This is a genomic window from Streptomyces sp. XD-27 (assembly GCF_030553055.1).
Taxonomy (GTDB): Bacteria; Actinomycetota; Actinomycetes; order Streptomycetales; family Streptomycetaceae; genus Streptomyces.
The window spans coordinates 1,614,469-1,637,443 of sequence record NZ_CP130713.1; the positions used below are offsets into that span (position 1 = coordinate 1,614,469).

General features: G+C 74.7%; 24 protein-coding genes and 1 riboswitch. Of the genes, 12 read left to right on the forward strand and 12 right to left on the reverse strand.

Features of this window, described 5'->3' with window-relative positions:
• Nucleotides 1-16: 16 nt before the first annotated feature.
• Nucleotides 17-403, forward strand: coding sequence for a hypothetical protein (locus Q3Y56_RS06835; RefSeq protein ID WP_304461052.1), 387 nt, complete (start codon nucleotides 17-19; stop codon nucleotides 401-403).
• On the opposite strand, the gene Q3Y56_RS06840 is transcribed toward Q3Y56_RS06835, so the two are convergent.
• The gene (locus tag Q3Y56_RS06840; RefSeq protein ID WP_304465500.1) at nucleotides 372-962 is read right to left on the reverse strand and encodes a lysoplasmalogenase; all 591 of its coding nucleotides are present in this window, start codon (nucleotides 960-962) and stop codon (nucleotides 372-374) included. The genes Q3Y56_RS06835 and Q3Y56_RS06840 overlap by 32 nt on opposite strands.
• 95 nt (nucleotides 963-1,057) lie before the next feature.
• The gene (locus tag Q3Y56_RS06845; protein ID WP_304461053.1) at nucleotides 1,058-2,089 is read right to left on the reverse strand and encodes a sterol desaturase family protein; all 1,032 of its coding nucleotides are present in this window, start codon (nucleotides 2,087-2,089) and stop codon (nucleotides 1,058-1,060) included.
• A gap of 190 nt (nucleotides 2,090-2,279) precedes the next feature.
• Between Q3Y56_RS06845 and Q3Y56_RS06850 the strand changes: the two genes are divergently transcribed.
• From Q3Y56_RS06850 to Q3Y56_RS06870, 5 genes are all read left to right on the forward strand, one after another.
• A complete protein-coding gene (locus Q3Y56_RS06850) occupies nucleotides 2,280-3,281 on the forward strand; it encodes a DEDDh family exonuclease (protein ID WP_304461054.1) in 1,002 nt (333 codons plus the stop codon).
• A gap of 110 nt (nucleotides 3,282-3,391) precedes the next feature.
• On the forward strand, nucleotides 3,392-3,625 hold the full coding sequence (locus Q3Y56_RS06855; protein WP_304461055.1) for a hypothetical protein: 234 nt from the start codon (nucleotides 3,392-3,394) through the stop codon (nucleotides 3,623-3,625).
• 139 nt (nucleotides 3,626-3,764) lie between these two features.
• Nucleotides 3,765-4,760, forward strand: coding sequence for an SURF1 family protein (locus tag Q3Y56_RS06860; RefSeq protein ID WP_304461056.1), 996 nt, complete (start codon nucleotides 3,765-3,767; stop codon nucleotides 4,758-4,760).
• Between the two features lie 29 nt (nucleotides 4,761-4,789).
• Complete coding sequence (locus Q3Y56_RS06865; protein WP_304461057.1) at nucleotides 4,790-6,571, forward strand: glycoside hydrolase family 15 protein; 1,782 nt, start codon at nucleotides 4,790-4,792, stop codon at nucleotides 6,569-6,571.
• A gap of 23 nt (nucleotides 6,572-6,594) precedes the next feature.
• Nucleotides 6,595-7,350, forward strand: coding sequence for an SDR family oxidoreductase (locus Q3Y56_RS06870; RefSeq protein WP_304461058.1), 756 nt, complete (start codon nucleotides 6,595-6,597; stop codon nucleotides 7,348-7,350).
• A gap of 67 nt (nucleotides 7,351-7,417) precedes the next feature.
• On the opposite strand, the gene amaP is transcribed toward Q3Y56_RS06870, so the two are convergent.
• The 5 genes from amaP to Q3Y56_RS06895 form a co-directional block, all read right to left on the reverse strand.
• Nucleotides 7,418-8,014, reverse strand: a complete 597-nt coding sequence (amaP, locus tag Q3Y56_RS06875) for an alkaline shock response membrane anchor protein AmaP (RefSeq protein ID WP_304461059.1) — start codon at nucleotides 8,012-8,014, stop codon at nucleotides 7,418-7,420.
• Nucleotides 8,015-8,020: 6 nt separating this feature from the next.
• Entirely contained in the window at nucleotides 8,021-8,710 is a 690-nt protein-coding gene (locus Q3Y56_RS06880; protein WP_304461060.1) for a DUF6286 domain-containing protein, read from the reverse strand.
• 122 nt (nucleotides 8,711-8,832) lie between these two features.
• Nucleotides 8,833-9,213: a hypothetical protein gene (locus Q3Y56_RS06885; RefSeq protein ID WP_304461061.1), complete on the reverse strand. Its 381-nt coding sequence runs from the start codon at nucleotides 9,211-9,213 to the stop codon at nucleotides 8,833-8,835.
• Nucleotides 9,210-9,401 carry a hypothetical protein gene (locus Q3Y56_RS06890; protein WP_304461062.1) on the reverse strand — a complete coding sequence of 64 codons (192 nt, stop codon included), beginning with the start codon at nucleotides 9,399-9,401 and terminating at the stop codon, nucleotides 9,210-9,212. The genes Q3Y56_RS06885 and Q3Y56_RS06890 overlap by 4 nt, the downstream gene beginning before the upstream one ends.
• Nucleotides 9,402-9,496: 95 nt before the next feature.
• The gene (locus Q3Y56_RS06895; RefSeq protein WP_304461063.1) at nucleotides 9,497-9,976 is read right to left on the reverse strand and encodes an Asp23/Gls24 family envelope stress response protein; all 480 of its coding nucleotides are present in this window, start codon (nucleotides 9,974-9,976) and stop codon (nucleotides 9,497-9,499) included.
• Nucleotides 9,977-10,130: 154 nt separating this feature from the next.
• Between Q3Y56_RS06895 and Q3Y56_RS06900 the strand changes: the two genes are divergently transcribed.
• Complete coding sequence (locus tag Q3Y56_RS06900) at nucleotides 10,131-10,994, forward strand: nucleopolyhedrovirus P10 family protein (RefSeq protein WP_304461064.1); 864 nt, start codon at nucleotides 10,131-10,133, stop codon at nucleotides 10,992-10,994.
• A 134-nt stretch (nucleotides 10,995-11,128) separates the two neighbouring features.
• Here Q3Y56_RS06900 and Q3Y56_RS06905 read toward each other — a convergent pair whose 3' ends face one another.
• The 5 genes from Q3Y56_RS06905 to Q3Y56_RS06925 all read right to left on the reverse strand — a co-directional run bounded on the left by Q3Y56_RS06905 (nucleotide 11,129) and on the right by Q3Y56_RS06925 (nucleotide 17,194).
• Entirely contained in the window at nucleotides 11,129-11,908 is a 780-nt protein-coding gene (locus Q3Y56_RS06905) for an enoyl-CoA hydratase/isomerase family protein (RefSeq protein WP_304461065.1), read from the reverse strand.
• 108 nt (nucleotides 11,909-12,016) lie between these two features.
• Nucleotides 12,017-12,238, reverse strand: coding sequence for a helix-turn-helix domain-containing protein (locus Q3Y56_RS06910; RefSeq protein ID WP_304461066.1), 222 nt, complete (start codon nucleotides 12,236-12,238; stop codon nucleotides 12,017-12,019).
• Between the two features lie 353 nt (nucleotides 12,239-12,591).
• On the reverse strand, nucleotides 12,592-14,190 hold the full coding sequence (gene abc-f / locus Q3Y56_RS06915) for a ribosomal protection-like ABC-F family protein (RefSeq protein ID WP_304461067.1): 1,599 nt from the start codon (nucleotides 14,188-14,190) through the stop codon (nucleotides 12,592-12,594).
• Between the two features lie 204 nt (nucleotides 14,191-14,394).
• Nucleotides 14,395-15,900 (reverse strand): hypothetical protein, encoded by a 1,506-nt coding sequence (locus Q3Y56_RS06920; protein ID WP_304461068.1) that lies wholly within the window; start codon nucleotides 15,898-15,900, stop codon nucleotides 14,395-14,397.
• Between the two features lie 145 nt (nucleotides 15,901-16,045).
• On the reverse strand, nucleotides 16,046-17,194 hold the full coding sequence (locus Q3Y56_RS06925) for an alpha/beta hydrolase (protein ID WP_304461069.1): 1,149 nt from the start codon (nucleotides 17,192-17,194) through the stop codon (nucleotides 16,046-16,048).
• A gap of 385 nt (nucleotides 17,195-17,579) precedes the next feature.
• On the opposite strand from Q3Y56_RS06925, the gene Q3Y56_RS06930 reads away from it, so the two are divergent.
• The 5 genes from Q3Y56_RS06930 to Q3Y56_RS06950 all read left to right on the forward strand — a co-directional run bounded on the left by Q3Y56_RS06930 (nucleotide 17,580) and on the right by Q3Y56_RS06950 (nucleotide 22,869).
• Nucleotides 17,580-18,842 (forward strand): inorganic phosphate transporter, encoded by a 1,263-nt coding sequence (locus Q3Y56_RS06930; protein ID WP_304461070.1) that lies wholly within the window; start codon nucleotides 17,580-17,582, stop codon nucleotides 18,840-18,842.
• Between the two features lie 28 nt (nucleotides 18,843-18,870).
• Nucleotides 18,871-19,128, forward strand: a complete 258-nt coding sequence (locus Q3Y56_RS06935; protein ID WP_304461071.1) for a hypothetical protein — start codon at nucleotides 18,871-18,873, stop codon at nucleotides 19,126-19,128.
• 149 nt (nucleotides 19,129-19,277) lie between these two features.
• Nucleotides 19,278-19,456: riboswitch (cobalamin riboswitch) on the forward strand.
• Between the two features lie 54 nt (nucleotides 19,457-19,510).
• Nucleotides 19,511-19,720: a hypothetical protein gene (locus Q3Y56_RS06940; RefSeq protein WP_304461072.1), complete on the forward strand. Its 210-nt coding sequence runs from the start codon at nucleotides 19,511-19,513 to the stop codon at nucleotides 19,718-19,720.
• Between the two features lie 4 nt (nucleotides 19,721-19,724).
• A complete protein-coding gene (locus Q3Y56_RS06945) occupies nucleotides 19,725-20,822 on the forward strand; it encodes a cobalamin biosynthesis protein (RefSeq protein WP_304461073.1) in 1,098 nt (365 codons plus the stop codon).
• 517 nt (nucleotides 20,823-21,339) lie between these two features.
• The gene (locus Q3Y56_RS06950) at nucleotides 21,340-22,869 is read left to right on the forward strand and encodes a cobyric acid synthase (protein ID WP_304461074.1); all 1,530 of its coding nucleotides are present in this window, start codon (nucleotides 21,340-21,342) and stop codon (nucleotides 22,867-22,869) included.
• Nucleotides 22,870-22,975: the final 106 nt, after the last annotated feature.

A 22,975-nucleotide genomic window follows, 5' to 3' on the forward strand; every position in this document is an offset into this window, starting at 1 on the left:
GCCGCTCTGGTGGGCGGTGATCCTTGCGGTCTTCCTCGGGTTCCTCGCCGTCGGGCTCGTGGTCGAGGTCCTCTCCGTCGTGGTCCCGCCCCTCGAGAAGGGCTTCGAGCGCGTCATGGACCGATTCGCGGAAGCCGTCCCCCTGGTCCCGGGCTGGTGTGTCACGCCGGGCCAGCTCGGGCACGAGGGGGACGCGGCTTATTACCAGGCGCGGGTCGACAGGCACATCGGTCGCTTTCTGCGGAGCAGGTCCGCGCATGACGTACCGGCGCGCATGTACCGAGGCATCGGCGCCGGTTATGTCGTGCACGCCGCCCGCGCACGGGGGTGGGACCTGAGCCACGACCGGGCCTCGGACCCGCTCACGGTGGTCAGGTTGCGGAAGCTGTCGGTGCCCGCGTGAGCGCCGCGGCCAGCGCGTACTGCGCGCCGAGATAGGTCAGCATGATCCAGAGCTGCGGCACCGGTGCCTGCGGCCACTCGGCGATCCCGGTGGCGATGAGGGTGTCGGAGAGGACGAACAGCGCGCCGCCGGCCGCGGCGAGCGGGCCCGCGCGCAGGGCGCCGAGCGCCATGCCGATGAGGAGCAGGCTGTAGCCCGCCACGGGGATCCGCATGCCCGCCGGGAGGTCGGGCCACAGCAGGGCCACGGTGCCGAGCCAGGCGATCCCGTATCCGGCCGCGGCGGCCACCGGGACGCGGCCGCCACCGCCCCGCACGAACAGCAGCAGATAGCAGACGTGTCCGGCCGCGAAGGAGCCCATTCCTGCCAGGAAGACGGTGTCACCGCCGATCTGGAGCAGGGTGTCGCCGCCGCAGCCGAAGATCAGCGCCGCGGCGAGGAGTCGCGGGCCGCCGCGGGTGAGGACATGCGCGGCCAGCACCGGCATCAGGGCGGGTTTGGTGAGGTGCTCGGCCGTCTCGGCCCCGGCGAGCAGCGCGCCGAGGTGGACGGCCGCCAGCGCGGCGAAGGCGGCGAGTAGCGCGGCGGTGGTCCGGGGGTGCGTCGCGAGGTGCCGCGCCGGGGGTGCCGAACGGTTCGTCAGGGGCTCGGCGGTCACGTGGCGCTCTCCCCCACCGGCCGCGCCACCGGCTCGCCGGCCGACGGCCCGGCAGGCTGTCCCACCAGCTCACCGGCCGACGGCCCCGTAGTTCGTCCCACCGGCTCGCCCGCCGACGGCCCCGCAGTTCGTCCCACCGGCTCGCCGACCGACTGCCCCACCGGCTGTGCCACCGGCTCGCCCGCCAGCGGCCCCGCAGGTCGCGGCTGCCAGCCCGGCCCGCGGAAGACGCGCCCCGCCCGCTCCCGCCAGCCGCTCGCCGCGCGCACGTCGCGTGCGATCGCGGCGTACTCATGGGTGGCGACGCGCAGCGGGTTGTACGTGTCGATGTTCTTGGTCAGACCGTAGACCGGGCGTTCGGTCTCGGCGACGAAGGAGCCGAAGAGCCGGTCCCAGACGATGAGGATGCCGCCGAAGTTGCGGTCCAGATAGCCGCCCTGGGAAGCGTGGTGGACGCGGTGGTGCGAAGGCGTGTTGAAGACGAACTCGAGGGGCCGGGGCAGTTTTCCGACCCGCTCGGTGTGGACCCAGAACTGGTAGACGAGGTTCGCCGACGAGCAGAAGAAGACCGCGGCCGGGTGCACGCCGAGGGCGATCATCGGCACGTAGAACGGCCAGACGGTCCACGTCGTCCAGGGCTGCCGGAGCGCGGTGGTGAGGTTGAACTTCCGGCTGGAGTGGTGCACCACGTGGCACGCCCACAGGATGCGGATCACATGGTGTCCGCGGTGCGACCAGTAGTAGAAGAAGTCCTGCGCGAGCAGCATCAGGGGCAGCGTCCACCACAGCACCGGGATGCGGAGCGGGGTGAGCTCGTATATCGCTGCATAAATCGCGACAATCGGGGCCTTCCACAGCAAGTCGAAGCCCAGACTGCCGAGTCCCATGGTGACGCTGGTCGCGGCGTCCTTGGCCTCGTACCCCTCGGCCTCCTCGTCGGGGCGCAGGCGGTAGCTCACCATCTCCACGACGGTGAGCAGCACGAAGGCCGGTACGGACCACAGCACGACATCGGGCAGGTGCGGCATGCCCGCAACATAGAGCCGCTCCCGGCGCCCTGACTAGAGGTAGTTACCCCGAAGTAAGAAAGACATGGTGTCAGCAAGCGGCCCGGGTTACCGCCGGGCACCGCACAAAAGCCCCCTCACCTTTCACACCGTCACTTAACCCCCGGGTCGGCACGGTGACTGTCAGCGGTGGCCCGTATCCTCATGGACCATGCTCGAAGACCATCTGGCGGCCGCACCGCCGAGCCCGTGGCCGGACACCTACCCGGAGGGGTATGCCGTCGTCGACGTGGAGACCACCGGACTCGGCCGCGACGACCGGATCATCTCAGCCGCCGTCTACCAGCTGGACGCCCGGGGCGAGGTCCAGGACCACTGGTACACATTGGTCAACCCGCAGCGCGACCCCGGACCGGTCTGGATCCACGGGCTGACCACCGAGACGCTGGAGCACGCCCCGCTCTTCCCGGAGGTCGCCGGCGAGCTGTCCGCGCGGCTGGCCGACCGGGTGCTGGTCGCCCACAACGCCGCCTTCGACTGGTCGATGATCGCCCGTGAGTACGCGCGGGCCCGCGACGCCGCGCCCGTCCGGCAGCGGCTGTGCACCATCGCGCTCTCCAAGGAGCTCGGCCTGCCGCTGCCCAACCACAAGCTGGAGTCCCTCGCCGCCCACTACGGCGTGGTCCAGCAGCGCGCCCACCACGCACTCGACGACGCCCGGGTGCTCGCCGAGACCTTCCGGCCCAGCCTCCACCTGGCGGCCCGGTCCGGGCTGCGCCTGCCGCTGCTCGCCTGCCAGCCGCTCACCCAGTGGTCGGACGGCCCGACAGCCGCGCCGGGCGGCCAGGGCCGGACCATCGGCCACCAGCGGTCGTACCAGTCGAACAGCTGGCGCCCCAGCCGCAAGCGCCCCGCCTGCCCGTATCCCAACCCCGGGCGTTACGAACCGGGTGAACAGCTCGTCCAGGGCATGCGGGTGGCGTTCTCCGGTGACACGTCCATCGACCGCGACCTGCTGGAGGACCGCGCCATCGAGGCCGGGCTGCACGTCGCCACCAGCGTCTCGCGGCTCACCAGCGTCCTGGTCACCAACGACCCCGACTCCCCCACCTCCAAGGTCACCAAGGCCCGCTCCTTCGGCACCCCGGTCATCGACGAGGCGGCCTTCATGCAGCTGCTGCAGCATGTGGTGCCGGCGCCGGTGCCCGGCTGACGTCCACCTGGGGGCGCCTGGCCCTGGCCGTCGGGCGATCAGGTGAAGTCACGACGACGCGCCGCACCCGCCGCTCGCCCCGCGCGACCGCGCCCCGCACGCTGTGGCGCATGGGCTGTTGCGAGGTGTGCGGAAACGAGTACGGGATGACGTTCGAGGTGCACGCGCAGGGCGCGGTGCACGTCTTCGACTGCTTCTCCTGCGCGATCCACCGGATGGCGCCGATCTGCGAGCACTGCCGCTGCCAGATCATCGGCCAGGGAGTGCAGGCCGACGGCCACTTCTACTGCGGCGCGCACTGCGCCCGCGCCGAGGGGAAAGTGGGCATCGTCGACCACGTCTGACAACCCCGGATCCGCCACCGCCGGGGGCCCGCCGCTCCGGCACGGCTGAGGCACGTCCGCTGAGACCGTCCGCGCCGGCCGGAGCCCGGGGGCCACCCCTCCGCGCGAGCGCCCCGTGACGGAGTTGTACCGTCGTGGGGTGTACCGCTTCCTGTTGTCCCGGCAGTGGGTGATCCTCACGCTCCTGGGGCTCGTCCTGATCCCTGTCATGATCAAGCTGGGCTTCTGGCAGCTCCACCGCCACGAAGACCGGGTAGCGCACAACAAGCTGATCGCCGACAGCCTGAACGCCCCGGCCGTCCCGGTCGGCACGCTCACGGCTCCCGCCCGCGCCGTCCCCCGCGACGCCACCTGGCGCACGGTGACCGCCACCGGCCGGTACGACACCGGGCACGAGGTCGTGGTCCGGCAGCGCACCGGCGCGGACGAACGTGTCGGCTACTTCGTCGTGACCCCGCTGCTCACCTCTGACGGCAAGGCGGTGCTGGTCAACCGCGGCTGGATCCCCGCGGGCGAGGACCTCACCCGGTTCCCGAAGGTGCCGGCCGCCCCCGGCGGCGAGGTCACCGTCACCGGCCGCCTGCGGGCCGACGAGACCACCGGCAGCAGCGGCATCAAGGACAAGAAGGGCCTGCCCGACCGCCAGGTCATGCTCATCAACAGCGCCCAGACCGCGAAGGCGCTCTCCCGCCCGGTCCTCGGCGGCTACATCGAGCTGACGTCGTCGTCCCCGAAGGGCACCGGGCAGCCGACACCGGTGGCCGCCCCGGACCACAGCGGCATCGGCCCGCACATGGCGTACGCGATCCAGTGGTGGCTGTTCGCCGCGGGCGTGCCCGCGGGCTGGATCGTCCTGGTCCGCCGCGAGCGCCGCGACCGGGCCGAGGCCGAGGCGAAGGCGAAGGCCGCGCCCGCGAAGACCGCGCCCACGTCCGCGCCCGCGTCCGCGAAGGCCACGCCCGCGTCCGCGTCCGCGTCCGCGTCCGCGTCCGCGAAGACCGCATCCGAGTCCGCCGAGGCGGCTGCCGACCCCGCCGCCGCGGATCCCGCCGAAGCAGCGCCCGCCACGGACCCCGCCGAGCCGGCCGGTACCGACGACCGCGACATCGCCCGGACGGCTGCCGCCCCGGACTAGCGCCCGGCCGCCGGGGGCACACGTCCGACGTGGCACGACGCATCGAGGACTACGCGCTCATCGGCGACCACCAGACCGCCGCTCTGGTCGGCCGGGACGGCTCGATCGACTGGCTGTGCCTGCCCCGCTTCGACTCCGCCGCCTGCTTCGCCGCGCTGCTCGGGGACCGTGAGAACGGCCACTGGCGGCTCGCTCCCGCCGGGGCCGGAGCCTGCACCCGGCGCGTGTACCGCCCCGGCACCCTGGTCCTGGAGTCCGTCTGGGAGACCGCCTCGGGCACCGTCAAGGTCACCGACTTCATGCCGCAGCGCGACCGCACCCCCGATGTCGTCCGGATCGCCGAAGGCGTCTCGGGCCGCGTCGACATGCTCGGCGTGCTGCGGCTGCGCTTCGACTACGGACACGTCGTGCCGTGGGTGCGCCGCAGCGACGGCCACCGGGTCGCCGTCGCCGGGCCCGACTCCGTCTGGCTGCGCTCCGAGCCCGACGTCCACACCTACGGGAGGGATTTCAGCACCCGCTCGGAGTTCACCGTGGCCGCCGGGGACCGGGTGGCCTTCGTCCTCACCTGGCACCCCTCCCACGAGGCCCGGCCACCGCTGGTGGACCCGTACCACGCCCTCGCGCAGAGCCTGCGCGACTGGCGGGCGTGGACCGCGCGCTGCCGCTACGACGGCCCCCACCGCGACGCCGTCGTCCGCTCCCTGATCACTCTCAAGGCCCTCACCTACGCCCCCACCGGCGGCATCGTCGCCGCCCCCACCACCTCCCTGCCCGAGGAGATCCGCGGGGTGCGGAACTGGGACTACCGCTACTGCTGGCTGCGCGACTCCTCGCTCACCCTCCGGGCCCTGCTCGAAGCCGGCTGCCGCACGGAGGCGGCCGCCTGGCGCGACTGGCTGCTGCGGGCCATCGCCGGGGACCCCGCCGACCTCCAGATCATGTACGGCCTGGCGGGCGAGCGGCGGCTGCCCGAGTACGAGCTGCCCTGGCTGCCGGGCTACGAGGACTCGGTTCCCGTCCGGGTCGGCAACGCCGCCGTCGGCCAGCTCCAGCTCGACGTCTACGGCGAGGTCCTCGACACCTTCCAGGTCGCCCGCAGCCACGACCTGCCGCCCAAACCGCACGCCTGGAACCTCCAGCGGGCGCTGATGGACTTCCTGGAGTCGGCCTGGCGCGACCCCGACGAGGGGCTGTGGGAGGTGCGCGGCCCCCGCCGCCACTTCGTGCACTCCAAGGTGATGGCCTGGGTAGCGGCCGACCGGGCGGTGCGGGCCGTCGAGACTCATCCGCGCCTGGGCGGGGACGCCGCGCGCTGGCGGGCGACGCGCGACGCCATCCACCAGGAGGTCTGCGCCCGCGGCTATGACAGCGCCCGCCGCACCTTCACCCAGTCCTACGGCTCCGCCGAACTCGACGCGGCGGCCCTCCTCATCCCCCGCCTCGGCTTCCTGCCGCCCGACGACCCGCGGGTGACCGGCACGGTCGAGGCGGTACGACGCGAGTTGGACTGCGGCGGCCTGATCCGCCGCTACAGCGGCGGCACCCGGGTCGACGGCCTGCCCGGCACCGAAGGCGCCTTCATCGCCTGCTCGTTCTGGCTGGTGGAGGCCCTGCGGCTGACCGGTCGGGCGGAGGAGGCCCGCGACCTGTTCGAGCGGCTGCTGGCGCTCCGCAACGACGTGGGGCTGCTGGCCGAGGAGTACGACCCGGCGGCCGGTCGGCTGCTGGGCAACTTCCCGCAGGCGTTCAGCCACATCGCCCTGGTCAGTGCCGCCTGCACCCTGTTCACCCCGGCCACGACGGCCTGACTCCGCCACGGCAGACTGATCCCATGGATCTCGGACTCAAGGACCGTGTGTACGTCATCACCGGAGCGAGCCGCGGGCTGGGCCACGCGGCGGCCCGGGAACTGGTCGCCGACGGCGCCAAGGTGGTGATCACCGGCCGCGACGAGGACGCCGTGGTGCGGGCCGCCGCCGAACTCGGCCCGAACGCCGTGGGTGTCCCCGCGGACAACGCCGACCCCACCACCTCCGACCGGGTGATCGCCCTCGCCCGCGAGCGCTTCGGCCGCTTCGACGGCGTCCTCATCAGCGTCGGCGGCCCGCCGGCCGGGCTGCTCGCGGACAACACCGACGAGCAGTGGCGGGCGGCGTTCGACGCGGTCTTCCTGGGCGCGGTGCGCATGGCGCGCGCGGCGGCCGCGTCGCTCGACTCCGGCGGGGTGATCGGCTTCGTCCTCTCGGCCTCCGTCCACGAGCCGATCCCGGGCCTGACCATCTCCAACGGGCTGCGCCCCGGCCTGGCGGGCCTCGCCAAGTCCCTCTCGGTGGAGCTGGGACCGCGCGGGATCCGCGTCGTCGGGCTGCTGCCGTCCCGTATCGACACCGACCGGGTCCGCGAACTCGACGCGCTGTCCGGTGACGTGGACGAGGCCCGCCGCCGCCACAGCGAGGCGATCCCGCTGCGCCGCTACGGCTCGCCCGAGGAGTTCGGCAAGGCCGCCGCGTTCCTGCTCTCGCCTGCGGCGTCCTATCTCACCGGGCTGATGCTGCCGGTGGACGGCGGGGCGCTGCACGGCTTCTGACGGCCCCTCCGCCCCGCCCCCTTCTCCGCTGGACCGGTGTGCGGGGCGGAATCCGCCGGGGCATCGCCTAGCTCACCCGTTCCGCCTCGTGCCGCACCGCCCGCAGCCGTACCTCGGCCGGCAGCCGGGCCAGGCCCGCCGAGCCGCGCGCGTGTTCCAGCACCTCGCCGCGGATCCGCTCCAGCGCCACCGCCGGCTCCGCGTGCGGCGCCAGCAGCAGCCCCATCTCCACCTCCGGCGCGGTACGCCGCCCGAGCAGCCTCGCCCAGGCCCGGTCGACGCCGTCGAGCGACTCCGCCTCGCCCTCCAGGGCCGCCTCCAGCGCGCGGCAGCGCAGGGCCGCCTCCACCCCGTCGCCGTTCGGCACGAGCACCTCGCCGAGCCTGCGCCGCCGCACTTGGGCCAGCAGCCACCACAACATGAGCAGCACGAGCACGGCCAGGGCCGCGAGGACGGTCGGCCACCACCAGCCCTCGTCGCGCCAACGCCGCCGGTCGGCGCGGGTGAGCAGCACGTCGCGCGGCCCATCGAACGGCCACCACGACGGCAGGTCGAAGCCCCAGTGGCGCGGCAGGTCGAGGCCGGGCACCAGCACCGCGCCGCCCAGCGCGAGCAGCGCCAGGCCGGTCAGCGCCAGCAGCACCCGGTTGACGGTCCGCAGCACCCGCGCTCACCCCTTCGGGGGGCGGCGTACGGAGACCGAGACGCGGGGCTGCCGGGCCAGGCCCAGCCGCCGGACACCGTCCCGCAGCACGGTGTCCAGGTCGTCCCGCACCTCGTCCAGGTCCCGGAAGTGCGACCGGGCGCGGGCGACGACCTTGCGGCGGCCCACGTCGACGCGGACGGAGCGCACCCCGGCGATCTCCATGGCCCGGTCGCGGAGCACGAGCCCGGCGGCGAACCGGTCGAGCCCGGCGCGCAGGTCGGCGCCGTCGTGCCGCATGGGGAGCACCCGCCGCAGGCCCGGGGTCACGGCGAGGACCAGCAGCCAGAGGCCGAGGGCCATCGCCACCGCGGCGCCCGCGATCACCCAGGTGTCGTCCAGGGGCCGGGTCGCCAGTTCGTCGGCGAGCCGCCGCCGCCAGCGCATCGCGGGCTGGTCGGCGCGGACCGCGGAGACGTCGTAGAGCAGCAGCCCGGTCGCGCCGAGCAGCACGGCGGCGACGATGCCCGCGGGGACCCGCCGCACGGACCAGAAGCGGCCCGCGTGGGCGTGCGGACCGGCCTGCTCCGGCGCGTCCCCGGCTCCGGCGGCGGGCTCGTACGGTACGCCGCCGGCCGGCCCGGACGGGGCGGGGGCCGCCTCCGAGCCTCGCACCGCGCCGGGGGGCGTCGGCCTCGTCGGCTTCGTCAGGTCCACGCGTGAGGCAGGCGGTCCGGGGCGCGGACCCGAGTCTGGTCCGGGGCGCGGCTCGGAGGGCGGTCCCGAGTCTGATCCGGAGGGCGGCTCGGAGGGCGGTCCCGTGCCCGGTTCGGCGTCGCTCACCGCACCCGCCCCCTACGCCCTTGAGGGCGTGGAGGACCCACCCGCCCGGTGTCCGTCAGGTGGGGCAAGTGCAGGCGCTCGACCGTGACCGCGACGGCGGGGACCTCCATGCCCGCCAGCCCGGTGACCCGCTCCCCGACGCGGCGGCGGACCGCGCCGCACTGGGCGCCGATGTCCGACGGATAGTCGAGTTCGACCGCTACCCGGACCCGTACGGCCTGGTCGCGGACGGCGACCACGGCGCGCGGGCGGCGCCGCTTCCCCGGGCCCGGGGCACCGGCCAGCGCCTCCCACGCCGCCTGCGAGGCGATCTTGGCGACGACGCGGTCCGCGATCCGGATCGCGCCGCGCTCGGCGGGCTCGACCGGCACGCTCACCGCCGTCGCTCGCCGCGGTCGCGGCCGCGGAGGAAGTCGCCGGGGTCCAGGTCGCCGTCGAGGAACCGGCCGACCACGAACCCGATGGCGCCCAGCGCCGCCACCAACAGAAAGGCCCCGAAGCCGCCAAAGTAGCCGGCGAAGGCGAGCCCCATACCGGCGATCAGTCCGATGACCGCGTTGCTCATCGCGCACTCCGTTTGTCGCATGCTCCGTATGGGTGTGGACGTGGCCCCGGCCGACCGGCCTTGCCGAACCCGGCCTTGCCGAGCCCTGCCCGGCGCTACTGGACCCGCAGCTCCTGCTCCTCTTCCTCCTCGTCGGGCAGCTTCACATCGCTGACGGCGATGTTGACCTCGACGACCTCCAAGCCGGTCATCCGCTCGACGGCAACGACCACGTTCTCCCGTACGGCGCGCGCCACGTCGGCGATCGACACCCCGTAGTCGACGACGATCTCCAGGTCCAGGGCCGTCTGCACCTCGCCGACCTCGGCCTTCACGCCGCGCGTGGCGGCGGCCACGCGGCCGCCGGGGACCCGGTCGCGTACGGCGCCGAAGGTGCGGGCGAAGCCGCTGCCCATGGCGTGGACGCCGACCACGTCCCGGGCGGCCAGCCCGGCGATCTTCTCCACGACCCCGTCGGCGATGGTGGTCCGGCCGCGGACCCCGGGTTCTCCACCGCCGCGCCGGGTTCCGGAGGGCTTCCGCTCCGTCTCCGTCGTGACGGCTTCGGTCCGGCCCCGCTGTGTGGTCTCCGTCATCGCCGATCATCCTTTCCGGACGGTGGAGTGACTTTCGGCTCATTTATTACTTTATGGAGCTCTTTGGGCTGCCGCTTGCGGAGCGGGGCAGATGTGCGACGCGGCGATCCGATCGCGCCGGGTCGGGTGGGTCGTACGGCGCCGCCGCCGGGACATGCGGCAGGCTGGACAGACCGAGGACGAAGGGGAGACGGCTGTGGTCGTGGACCGGCTGGCGCGTGCGGTACGGGAGCAACTGGGGCTCGGCCGCCTGCTCCCGCTGGGCGGTCCCGGGGACGGCGCGTGGCTCACCGAGCGTGCGGCGGACCGGGTGCTGCGGCGCGCCGCGGCGGCGGTGCCGGACGCGCGGCTGGCCACGCTGCGGATCGGTCTGGCCGATCCGGCGGCGGTGGCGCGGCCCGAGGTGCCGCCACCGCCCAGCGCCCTGCCGCCGGGCCGGCTGCGGATCGAGGCGACCTGCGCGGCCGCCGCGACCCGGGAGCCGCTGCCGTTGGTGGCCGACGCGCTGCGGACGGCGCTGGCCGGGGCGGCGGGGGACCGGCTGGGGCTGCTGATCGAGGCGGTCGACGTACGGGTGACGGCGCTGCTCGACGAGCCGGTGTCCGCGGATGCGGCGGAGGTCCCGCCCGCGCCGGAGGGCGGTGCCGCGGAAGAGCCCGACCGGATGGACGGCCGGGCGGAGGAAGGGGCGGAGGACCGGCTGGAGAGCCGGACGGACGACGGTCCGCAGGGCCCGGATCTGCCTCCGGGCGCGGTGGCGGCCGCCGCCGCGGCACATGCCGTCCCCGGGGTGGCCGCGCTCACGTCCGCGCTCGGCGGATCACGGCAGCCGGTACGGATCGAGGACCGCGCCACCCCGGACGGCGCCCCGGCGGGTCGCCACGTCCAGGTGCAGGTGGCGGTGGCACCGGGCCACCGCGCGCTGGACGTGGCCTGTGCCGTACGCGCGGCGGTGGCGCGGACCGTCTCGGCGCCGGTGACGGTGGCGGTGCTGGTCACAGACGTCCGTCTGCCTTAGCCCGCCCCTTCCCGCTGCGTCGATGTGCGGCTCCGCGGCGTGGGCGGAAGCAGTCGGGTCGCGGACCCGGCCCCGCGCACGCGGACCAGCGGGGCGAAAGGCCGCCGGGGCGGCGGCGCGTGGGTGGCGGGCGGTCAGTCCGACAGGCCCGCCAGGTCGCGGAGGCGGCGCGCCTGCGCTGCCCGTTCGGCGGTGCGCTGGTCCTCGTACGTGCGGTCGACGGCACCGCGCAGCAGCGCCTTGGTCTCGATCACCGCGCTCCTGGGCGCCGCGAGGAGCGCCGCCGACAGGTCCGCGACGGCGGCGTCGAGTTCCGCGGTGGGCACGACCAGGTTGGCCAGTCCGATGCGTTCGGCCTCGGCCGCGTGCACGAAGCGGCCCGTGGCGCAGATCTCCAGGGCGCGCGCGTATCCGACCAGGCCGACCAGCGGATGCGTGCCGGTGAGGTCCGGGACCAGCCCGAGGCTGGTCTCGCGCATCGCGAACTGCGCGTCGTCCGCGCACACCCGCAGATCGCAGGCGAGCGCGAGCTGGAACCCGGCGCCGATGGCGTGTCCCTGGACGGCGGCGATGGAGATGATGTCGTTCCGCCGCCACCAGGTGAACGCGTCCTGGTACTCCGCGATCGTGCGATCCAGGTCGGCGTCCGAGCCGCGGGCCAGGTCCAGGAAGGACGGCTCGCCGTCGAAGCCCTCAGGCGTGAATGCCTGACGGTCGAGTCCGGCGGAGAAGGACTTCCCTTCGCCGCGCAGCACGACCACCCGTACGCTGCCGGGCAGCAGCTGCCCGGCCTCGACCAGTGCCCGCCACAGCGCCGGCGTCTGAGCGTTGCGCTTGGTGGGGTTGGACAGGGTTACGGTGGCAACCGCGTCGTCGACGGTGAGGTGTACGCCGTCCTTGTCGAGCAGGGTCACAGGGAGCCTCCGGTCGGCCGCAGTCAAGTGAAGTTGACTGCACAGTAACCACCCGGCCGACCGGCTGATCAACCGGGTGGCACTGCCCTTACCCGTCGGTGGGACGGCTCAGGCCGCGGCGACTTTCTTGCCCCGCGTCGCTCCTCCGCGGCCACGCAGCACCACGCCGGATTCAGTCAGCATCCGGTGGACGAACCCGTACGACCGGCCGGTCTCCTCGGCCAGCGCCCGGATACTCGCACCGGCGTCGTACTTCTTCTTCAGGTCTGCCGCGAGCTTTTCGCGCGCGGCGCCGGTCACCCGGCTGCCCTTCTTCAGAGTCTCGGCCACCCGTGCCTCCTCATGGGAAGTGCGCTCTGGACTCTCATGATCACCCCTCCGCGCGTTCCTGGCCACCCATTCGACAAGGTCCGTGGGAGGAGACTTCCCCGAAATGACGGGCCGCGCGGCTCCGGAACGCGAGATTCCAGCGCGTTCCGTCCGCTCTTTCGTCCGGTATCGCGGACGAAGCGGCAGGTCAGAGAGGGCCCCACGGCGGGCACGGGGCTCCGGGCGGCGCGTGCCACCCGGCGTGCGCCGGGTGGGTGCGGCGCGCCGCGGTACGAGCCGTTCTCACTCAGATGATGGATCACGCATCGGCCGAATGATCCACCGCACCGTGATCACCCGGCTTGATCAGGGGGTCAGGCGAGCGCGACCAGATCGGCGTAGTCCTCGCCCCACAGGTCCTCGACACCGTCCGGGAGCAGGATGATGCGCTCCGGCTGCAGAGCGTCGACCGCGCCCTCGTCGTGGGTGACGAGGACGACGGCGCCGGAGAAGGTGCGCAGCGCGCCGAGGATCTCCTCGCGGCTGGCGGGGTCGAGGTTGTTGGTCGGCTCGTCCAGGAGCAGGACGTTGGCCGAGGAGACCACGAGGGTGGCCAGGGCGAGCCGCGTCTTCTCGCCGCCGGAGAGCACGCCGGCGGGCTTGTCGACGTCGTCGCCGGAGAACAGGAACGACCCGAGCGTCTTGCGGATGTCGACCAGGTCCATGTCCGGCGCGGCGGAGCGCATGTTCTCCAGGACGGTGCGGTCGGCGTCGAGCGTCTCGTGCTCCTGCGCGTAGTAGCCGAGCTTGAGGCCGTGGCCGGGGACGACCTCGCCGGTGTCGGCCTTCTCGACGCCGGCGAGCAGCCGCAGGAGGGTGGTCTTGCCCGCGCCGTTGAGGCCGAGGATGACCACCCGGGAGCCCTTGTCGATGGCGAGGTTCACATCGGTGAAGATCTCCAGCGAGCCGTAGGACTTGGACAGCCCCTCGGCGGTCAGCGGGGTCTTGCCGCACGGGGCGGGGTCCGGGAAGCGCAGCTTGGCGACCTTGTCGGAGGCCCGCACCGCCTCCAGGCCGGACAGCAGCTTCTCGGCCCGGCGGGCCATGTTCTGCGCGGCAACCGTCTTGGTGGCCTTGGCCCGCATCTTGTCGGCCTGGGAGTTGAGCGCGGCGGCCTTCTTCTCGGCGTTGGCGCGCTCGCGCTTGCGGCGCTTCTCGTCGGCCTCGCGCTGGGCCTGGTAGAGCTTCCAGCCCATGTTGTAGATGTCGATGACCGAGCGGTTGGCGTCGAGGTAGAAGACCTTGTTCACGACCGTCTCGACCAGGTCGACGTCGTGGGAGATGACGATGAAGCCGCCGCGGTAGGTCTTGAGGTAGTCGCGCAGCCAGAAGATCGAGTCGGCGTCGAGGTGGTTGGTCGGCTCGTCCAGCAGCAGGGTGTCGGCGTCGGAGAAGAGGATCCGGGCCAGCTCCACGCGGCGCCGCTGACCACCGGAGAGGGTGTGCAGCGGCTGGCCGAGGACCCGGTCGGGCAGGCCGAGGCTGGCGGCGATGGTCGCGGCCTCGGCCTCGGCGGCGTATCCGCCCTTGGTGAGGAACTCGGTCTCCAGGCGCTCGTACTTCTTCATCGCCTTGTCGCGGGTGGCGCCCTTGCCGTTCGCCATCCGGTCCTCGTTCTCGCGCATCTTGCGGAGCACGGTGTCGAGGCCGCGCGCGGACAGGACGCGGTCGCGGGCCAGCACGTCGAGGTCGCCGGTGCGCGGGTCCTGCGGCAGATAGCCGACCTCGCCGGAGCGGGTGATGGTGCCGGCGGCCGGGATGCCCTCGCCCGCGAGGCATTTGGTGAGGGTGGTCTTGCCCGCGCCGTTGCGGCCGACGAGACCGACGCGGTCGCCCTTGGCGATACGGAAGGAGGCGGACTCGATGAGGACGCGGGCGCCGGCGCGCAACTCGATGCCGGAGGCGGTGATCACGGGAATTACTCCTGGGCAGATGGACGGCGGGACGGACTGACGGGACGCGGGCCACGCCGCCTAATGCACGAGGAGAATTGCCATACGGAGCAGTTTACCGGGGCGGGCAAGCAGATTTTCTGGGCGGCGGGGCCACCCCCAGGTCACGTCCGGCCCCCCGCTCGACGATGTGGGACGAATCACAAGGGGCCGGTGGCCGGCGTGTCAGGAACCGCCGGTGTGCACCTGGAACGCCGCGCGGCGGACCGCCTTGGCGAGCACCGGGTCCGGGTGCGCGGCGGCGAGGGCCACCAGCACCTGCACGGTGCGCGGGTGGCCGACGGCGCGTACCTCCTCCAGAAGCGCGGGGACGGTGCCCTGCACGGCGCTCTCCAGGTGCCGGACCAGCAACGGGCTCTCCCCGTGGTCGGCGACGGCCGCCGCGGTGTCCACCCACAGCCAGGTGGCCTCCTCGCGGGTGAGCACCCGCAGGGTGTCCTCCGGGTCGCCGCCTTCGAGCTCGGCGAGCCAGAGCAGCGCGTACGGGCGCAGGAACGGCTCGTCGACGACGGCGCGCACGGCGGGCTCGGCGGGCGCGCCGACCACACGCAGCGCTTCGAAGGCGAGGCCGCGCAGCAGCGCGTCATCGCCGCGCGCGGCGTCGAGGAGCTCGGTGACGGCGCTGCCCGCCGGGCGGGCCGCGAGCCAGGCCCGGTACTCGGCGCGGGCGGGGCCCGGGGTGAGCCGGGCGCAGCCGCGGAGCATGTCGGCGGCGGACTGCTCGATGTTTCCGGCGGGGCTCTGCGCGGCGACGCAGATCTGCTCCAGCTTGACCCACACCGCCCAGTTGCCGAGCGGGGTGAGCACGGCCTCGCGCCGATCATGGGCCGTGCCGGGGCCGGGGACCGGGCGGACCACGAGGGAGCCGACGGAGGCCAGCGCGTCCAGGGCCCAGTCCAGGAGCGCGGCCAGGGTTCCGGCCGCGTCACCGGGCGCCGCGGGCTCACCGCCATCCGGGCGCGGGGCCGCCGGGGAGTCACCCGCGCGGGGGGCCGCGGCCGGCGCGGCTTCGGCGCCCGCCCTGCCGCCCTCGCCGCCCTCGCCGCCGGGTGCGGGAGCCGCGGCGTACGGCACCTCGCAGCGCTCCGTACGGAGTTCCGCGACCCGCTGTTCCAGCATGTCCAGCAGGACCGGCAGTTGTACCGGGCCCGCCGACAACTGGAGCAGGGAGAGCAACTGCGGTACGGCCTCGACCACTTCCGCCACCGCGGCGGGTTCGGCGTCCTCCGGCGCGGGACGGGCCAGGGACCAGGCGTCCAGGAGCGCCACCCAGCCGCGCAGCACGGCGGTGTCGTCGCGGTCCCACGCCCGGAGCCGCCAGCCGGGGCGGGCGGTGTTCCCGTGCGGTTCCACGAGCCCGACGAGCCGGGCGCGGTCCCACTCGGCCCGCACCTGCTCCGGGGTGCCGCCCAGGGCGGCGGCGGCCCGTTCGGCGGCCTCGGCGGAGAGCGTGCCGGGCGCGCCCCGCTCTGTGGCCCAGCGGGCGACCCGTACCGCACCGGCGAGTTGCGCCCGGGCCTGCCGGGCGAGTTCCCCCGGCAGCGGGGTGCCCTCGGGCGGGCGCGGGGCCGGGCGCTTGGCGCCGCGGGGTGCCATGCCCCGGCGGGCAGCGGCGATCGGCTGGTGGGGGACGAGTCGGAGCCGGGAGTCGCGCGGAGTACGGGACGTCACGGGCTCAGTCTCGCCGCTGACGGCCCGAAAGCCCAATCGGAACCCGTCCGGCGGATTTCCCGGCCGCCGCCGGGACGCTACGGCCGATCCGCGGTCGCCGCGCCGGGCCCGTGTGCGCGCCGGCCGCGCCCGCGGTTCGCGCACGCTACATCAGCGGTGTCAGGAACCGCCTCAGCGTCTCTTCGTAGCCGGGCGGGTCGGCGTTCCACATGGCGGCGTGCGGAGCGTGCGGAACGGTGTGAAGGGTGACCAGGTCGGTGCGGAGCCGGGCCAGTTGGCGCGACGGACCCCAGGGCGCGAGGGTGTCGTCCGGCCCGTGCAGGATCAGCGTCGGCACGGACAGCTGCCCGGGGTCCACGTGGTCGGAGCCGGGGGGCTGCGGGCCCGCGTGCCCGGCGCGGCCCCGCGGCCGGAGGCGCCCGTGGGCGGCCCGGACCGCCAGCGGCAGCAGCGCGGTGGGGACCCGGTAGGCGGCGAGGGCGCGCACGGTGGCCTGCCAGTCGAGCACCGGCGAATCCAGCACCAGCCCGGTGATCCGGTGCCGCAGCGCGGAGTCGGCGGCGGTGCGCAGCGCCATCGAGGCGCCGGTGGACCAGCCGTAGAGGACCACGCGCCGGGCGCCGTACCGCACGGCGTAGCGGACGGCGGCGTCCACGTCGTGCCACTCGGCGTCGCCGAGGTAGCCGGCGCCCTGGGAGGTACGGGGGGCGCCGGGGTCGCCGCGGTAGGCGAGGTCGAGGACGGGGAAGCGGTGCCGGTGCAGGAAGGGCAGGACCACCATGGGGTGTTCGCGGGTGGCGCCCAGGCCGTGCACGGTGATCACCCAGGTGGCGCGGGCGCCGGGGACGAACCAGGCGGGCAGCGCGCCGAGTTCGCCGGGGACGTCGACGTCGGCGTGGTCCAGGCCGAGGGCGTCGCGGGGGTTGCCGGCGTACACCTGCGGGGTCAGCCGCACCCGGGCGCCGGGGGCCAGCGCGCCGTGGGTGATCCGCTCCAGGCGGCGGACCACGCAGTCGACGGGGTGCGGGACGTCGGTGAGGACCGGGCCGACGACGGCGTGGACGTCCTGCCCGGTGATCCCGTAGCGCCCGGGGCGCTGCGCGGCGAAGCTGCGGGTCAGGGTGATCCGGCCGTCACCGGCGGCGTGCACGGTGAGCGGCGGGTCGTGGGGCAGGGGCCGGTCCGGGGTGGGCCTGAGCGCGGCGTCGCCGGCGTACCGTCCGGCCGCCAGCGCGGCCGCTCCGGCACCGATCAGGGTGGTGGCGGCCGCGGCCGCCGCGGTACGCAGGCGCACCACATCAGTGTGGGCGCGGACGGGGGAAGCGGCCAGCGGACGTCCCCGCGCGGGTGACGGCGCGGTCTCGCCACCGGCTTCGGCCGTACGGGGCGCTCGACGTCCCCGCGCGGGTGACGCCGCGGGCACCGGGACCGCGCGCCGGGACCGCGCACCGGCCCGCCCGGCCAGTCAGACCCGCCAGGATCGTCAGGCTCCGCCCGGCCCGCGAGGCGCCGTCACCTATGTCACATGCGTCACTTCCGCCCCGGATTACCGCAGGCGCACGTGATCTGTCGCACGCCCCCTCGGCCGCGTCACCACCAGGCCCGACCCAGTTCACCTTCCGTTCACCCTGTATCCCTACGGTCGCCGTGCCACTGACACCGAACGATTGCCTGGGTGAATGGAACACATCACGCTTCTCATCGGGATCGTGATCATCACGGCCTTGGTGTTCGACTTTACGAACGGCTTCCACGACACGGCCAACGCCATGGCCACCACCATCTCCACGGGCGCGCTCAAGCCCAAGACGGCGGTCGCGATGTCGGCGGTGCTGAACCTCGTCGGCGCCTTCCTGTCCGTCGAAGTCGCCGCGACCATCTCCAAGGGCATCATCGACGAATCCGGGATCCAGCCCGAAGTGATCTTCGCCGGGTTGGTGGGTGCGATCATCTGGAACCTGCTGACCTGGCTCGCGGGGCTCCCCTCCAGTTCCTCCCACGCACTGTTCGGCGGTCTGATCGGCGCGACCGTCGCCTCGGTCGGCTTCGGTGCCGTGCACGGCGACGAGGTCGTCATGAAGGTCCTGATCCCGGCCGTCGCCGCGCCGGTCGTGGCGGGCCTCGCCACCCTGCTGGCCACCCGGCTGACCTACGCCGCGTCCCGGAAGACCGACCCCGAGGCCAGCGCAAAGGGCTACCGGGCCGGGCAGATCGCCTCGGCCGGGCTGGTCTCCCTGGCCCACGGCACCAATGACGCGCAGAAGACCATGGGTGTGATGACCCTGGCGCTGATCACCGGCGGCGCGCTGGCCCCGGACTCGGACCCGCCGCTGTGGGTCATCGCCTCGGCCGGTATCGCCATCGCGCTCGGTACGTACCTGGGCGGCTGGCGGATCATCCGCACGATGGGCAAGGGCATCACGGACATCCAGCCGCCGCAGGGCTTCGCCGCCCAGTCCGGCGCCGCGGTGACCATCCTGGCCTCCTCCCACATCGGGTTCGCGCTCTCCACCACCCAGGTCTGCTCCGGCGCCGTGATGGGCGCGGGGCTCGGCCGCAAGGGCGGTGTGGTGCGCTGGTCGACCGCGGGCCGGATGGCCGCCGCCTGGGTGCTGACCCTGCCGGCCGCCGGTCTGGTCGGTGCCGCGGCCGCACTGCTGGCGAAGCAGGGCGACTGGGGCGTCACCGCCGTCGCGATCCTGGCGGGCGCCGCCTGCGCCGCGATCTGGGTGGCCTCGCGCCGCAAGCCGGTGGACCACACCAACGTCAACGACACCGGTGTGGACGCGGCCGAGCCCGCGGGCGTCGTCACCACCGCGCTCCAGGCGGTCGCCCCGCCGCCGGCCGGGCCGGTGGCCCCGGCCGCCGCGGACCAGCCGTCCGAGGCCCCGGCACCCGCCGAGCCGGTCTCTCCCGCCCCCGCCGCGCAGGCGACGGCCTGACGCCCCTCGGCAAGGTAAGGAAGCTTCCATGAACATCGACTGGGCGGCTCTCGGCCAGGTCTTCGGCGTCAGCCTCGTGGTGACCGTGGCGATGGTCGGGGTCTTCACCCTCGGCATCGTCGGCACCTCCCGCACGCCGCAGCGCGAAGGGCAGCCGGAGGGCGCGGTGGCCGCGACCTCCGGCTCCGCCGGCACGTCCGCCGTCGCACGCACCCTCGGGTACGCCTGCTACGCGGTGTGCGCGGCGGTCGTCGCCTACGGCATCAACCTCATCGTCAACGGCTGACGGCCACCCGCGCCGCAGCCCCTCGTGCCCCGGGACACCCGTCCCGGGGCACACCCGCATGCCGGGCCGCGGGCGAGATGCCCAGGTCAAGAGTGAGTTGACGGCCGTTCCCGCAGCATGGTGGACTGCCGAGGCCAAACGGCGGCAGGAGAGGAAGCCGGTGCGAGTCCGGCGCGGTCCCGCCACTGTCACCGGGGAGCGCTCCCCCACCGTGAGCCGAGGTCACAGGCCACAGGTCACGGCTCGTCGTTACGGGACCGCCACGCGCGGTCCGCGTCACGCGGGCCGGAAGGCCGGGGGAAGCGCCGATCCGGGAGCCAGGAGACTCTCACCGCCGGTTACGTCGAGCCAGGGCGCGGACCCTGAGTGAGGACACAACGCCATGCCCGGCACCGTCATGCCGCCGCCCGCCTGCGCGGCTCCGCCGACCGCGGCCTTCTCGGCCTCGGGCTTCCCGACCTCGGCGCTCCCGGCCACGGCGTTCACGACCGCGGACCTCCCGACCGGGACTCTCTCCGCCGCGGTCCTCACGCCCCTGGTATCCGGCGCCGCCTCCTGCCGAGCGGCCCACCGAGGCGTGACGGCGGGCTGAGGCGATGCGCGCCGACCACGCCGTGTCCTTCGCGAGCGGCGCCGCCCTCGGCTTCGCGTGCGACCTGGCCTTCGGCGATCCGCGCCGCGGCCATCCCGTGGCCGCCTTCGGACGGGCCGCCGCCGCCGTCGAGCGGCGGCTCTGGCACGACCACCGGGGCTACGGGGCGCTCCACACGCTGCTGTGCGCGGGCGGGGCGGCCGCCGGTGCCGCGTTGCTGACCCGTACCGTACGGCTGCCCGCCGCCGGACCGGCCCGCACCGCCACCGGACCGGGGCGCACCGCCACCCCCGGCCCTTCCTCCTCCCCCGCCGCACGGTCCCTGTCCCGGGCCGCCGACATCGCGCTGACCGCCGCCGCCACCTGGTCCGTGCTGGGCGGCACGTCGCTGCGCCGCGAGGCCCTCGCCATCGGTGACGCGCTCGCCGCCGGCGACCTGGCCGCCGCCCGGGCGCGGCTGCCGCACCTGTGCGGGCGCGACCCGCAGGCGCTGGACGGGCAGCAGATCGCGCGCGCGGTTGTGGAGTCGGTGGCCGAGAACACCTCCGACGCGGTCGTCGGCGCCCTGGTGTGGGGGGCGATCGGCGGCGTACCGGGGCTGGTGGGCTTCCGCGCCGTCAACACCCTGGACGCCATGGTGGGCCACAAGTCGCCGCGCCACCGGCGGTTCGGCTGGGCGTCGGCCCGGCTGGACGACGTCGCCGGGTGGCCGGGCGCCCGGCTCACCGCGGCGCTGGCCACCGTCGCCGGGCCGGACCCGCGCGGCGCGCGGCGCGTGTGGCGCGCGGACGGCGGCACGCACCCGAGCCCCAACGCGGGCCCCGTGGAGGCGTCCTTCGCGGGCGCGCTGGGGGTGCGGCTCGGTGGCACCCTCGCCTACGGCGGCCGGGTGGAGCACCGGCCCGTACTGAACGCCCACGGGCGGCCGGTGGAGGTCCCCGACATCGCGCGCGCGGCCCGACTGTCGCGCCGGGTGGGAGCGCTGGCGCTGGCCACGTCCGTCGCGGGACGGCTGGCGGTCTGCGCCCTGCGGTCGGCCCTCTCGGACGGCGGCCGACGAACGGTACGGCCGAAGGCGGCTGGACCGGGGGCCGCCGGATGAGCGGCCACGCGCACCAGGACGCGCGCCAGAGCACCGGCGCCCGCGTCGGGCAGGCGTCCGGCGGGGCGTGCCTCTCCCGACGGACGCGGCGACCGCGAGGAGCGGTCGCCCGGCCACGGCAGGTGGCGGCGAGCGGCCGCCGGGAAGGACGCGGCCCGAGCGGCCCCGGCGATGCGGCGCGGTGCCGTCCCGAGCCCCGCACAGGCGCCGGGAGCAGGCCGTACGCCGCCCCGTCGGCCAACGCGTATGCGCGGGCGCGGGCGGCCTCATGGTCCGCCCGCAACGGGGCGCGGCGCGCTCCGCGCGCTCGCGCCGTCCGACCCAGGCGCCCCGCGCAGTGGGGCGCGCCGTACGCCTCGCACGCGCCGTACGCCTCTTGTACGCGCGCCGCGCAGGCGAACGCCGCGCTCACGCAGTACGCGTCCGGGCCGCGTGCCGCGATGCCGCGCCGGGCATGGTCTACCGCGGGCGGCGCCCCGCACACAGCGCGGCCGGCGGCCGCGGGAAGGGGGACCCTATGAGCGGCGGCCGAAGCCGCCTCGGCGGTGGCCTGCTGGTCGCGGGGACGACCTCGGACGCGGGCAAGAGCGTGGTGACGGCGGGCATCTGCCGGTGGCTGTCCCGCAAGGGCGTGTCCGTGGCGCCGTTCAAGGCGCAGAACATGTCGCTGAACTCGTTCGTCACCCGCGACGGCGCCGAGATCGGGCGGGCGCAGGCGATGCAGGCCGCGGCCGCGCGCGTGGAGCCGAGCGCCCTGATGAACCCCGTCCTGCTCAAGCCGGGCGGCGACCGCAGCAGCCAGGTGGTGCTGCTGGGCAAGCCGGTGGGCGAGCTGAGCGCGCGCGGCTACCACCAGGGGCGCCAGGAGGCGCTGTTCGGCACCGTCACCGAGTGCCTGGAGGAGCTGCGCCGCACCCATGACGCGGTGATCTGCGAGGGGGCGGGCAGCCCGGCCGAGATCAACCTGCGGCGCACCGACATCGTCAACATGGGCATCGCGCGGGCCGCTTCGCTGCCCGTGGTCGTCGTGGGCGACATCGACCGGGGCGGGGTGTTCGCGTCCTTCTTCGGTACGACGGCGCTGCTGTCGGCCGAGGACCAGCGGCACGTGGCGGGCTATCTGGTGAACAAGTTCCGCGGCGACGTGACGCTGCTGGAGCCGGGCTTGGACATGCTCCGCGACCTGACCGGGCGCCCCACGCTCGGCGTACTGCCGTACGCGCACGGGCTCGGCATCGACGAGGAGGACGGGCTGCGCGTCTCGATGCGCGGGGCGGTCCGGGAGAGCGTCGTCGCGCCGCCGCACGGCGCGGACGTGCTGCGGGTCGCGGTCGCCGCCGTCCCCCTGATGTCGAACTTCACGGACGTGGACGCGCTGGCCGCCGAACCCGGCGTGATCGTACGGTTCGTGGACCGGCCGGAGGAGCTGGCCGACGCCGACCTGGTGGTGCTGCCGGGCACCCGCGGCACCGTACGGGCGCTGGCGTGGCTGCGGGAGCGCGGCCTGGCCGACGCGGTCGTACGGCGCGCCGCCGAGGGGCGGCCGGTGCTGGGCATCTGCGGCGGCTTCCAGATGCTCGCCGAACGGATCGAGGACGACGTCGAGTCGCGGGCCGGGACGGTCGACGGGCTCGGCCTGCTGCCGGCGCGGATCCGGTTCGCCGCCGGGAAGACCCTCGCGCGGCCGGTCGGGGAGGCCCTGGGCGAGCCGGTGGAGGGGTACGAGATCCACCACGGCGTCGCGGAAGTGGGCGGCGGCGACGAGGAGTTCCTGGACGGCTGCCGGGTCGGCCCGGTGTGGGGGACGCACTGGCACGGCTCGCTGGAGAGCGACGGCTTCCGCCGGGCGTTCCTGCGGCGCGTCGCGGCGGACGCGGGCCGGGCCTTCGTCCCGGCGCCCGACACGTCCTTCGGCGCGCTGCGCGAGGAGCAGTTGGACCGGCTGGGCGATCTGATCGAGGAGCACGCGGACACGGACGCGCTGCTGCGGTTGATCGAGGACGGCGTGCCGCCGGGGCTGCGCTTCGTTCCACCGGGGGCGCCGTGAGCGAGTGCGTCGCGCGGCACCCGAGGCTTGTTCCCCTACCCTCCCCCTACGCCCTTGGGGGCGTGGGGGGACCCCCACCTTCTCGCTTCGTCCTCAAGCTCCCCCA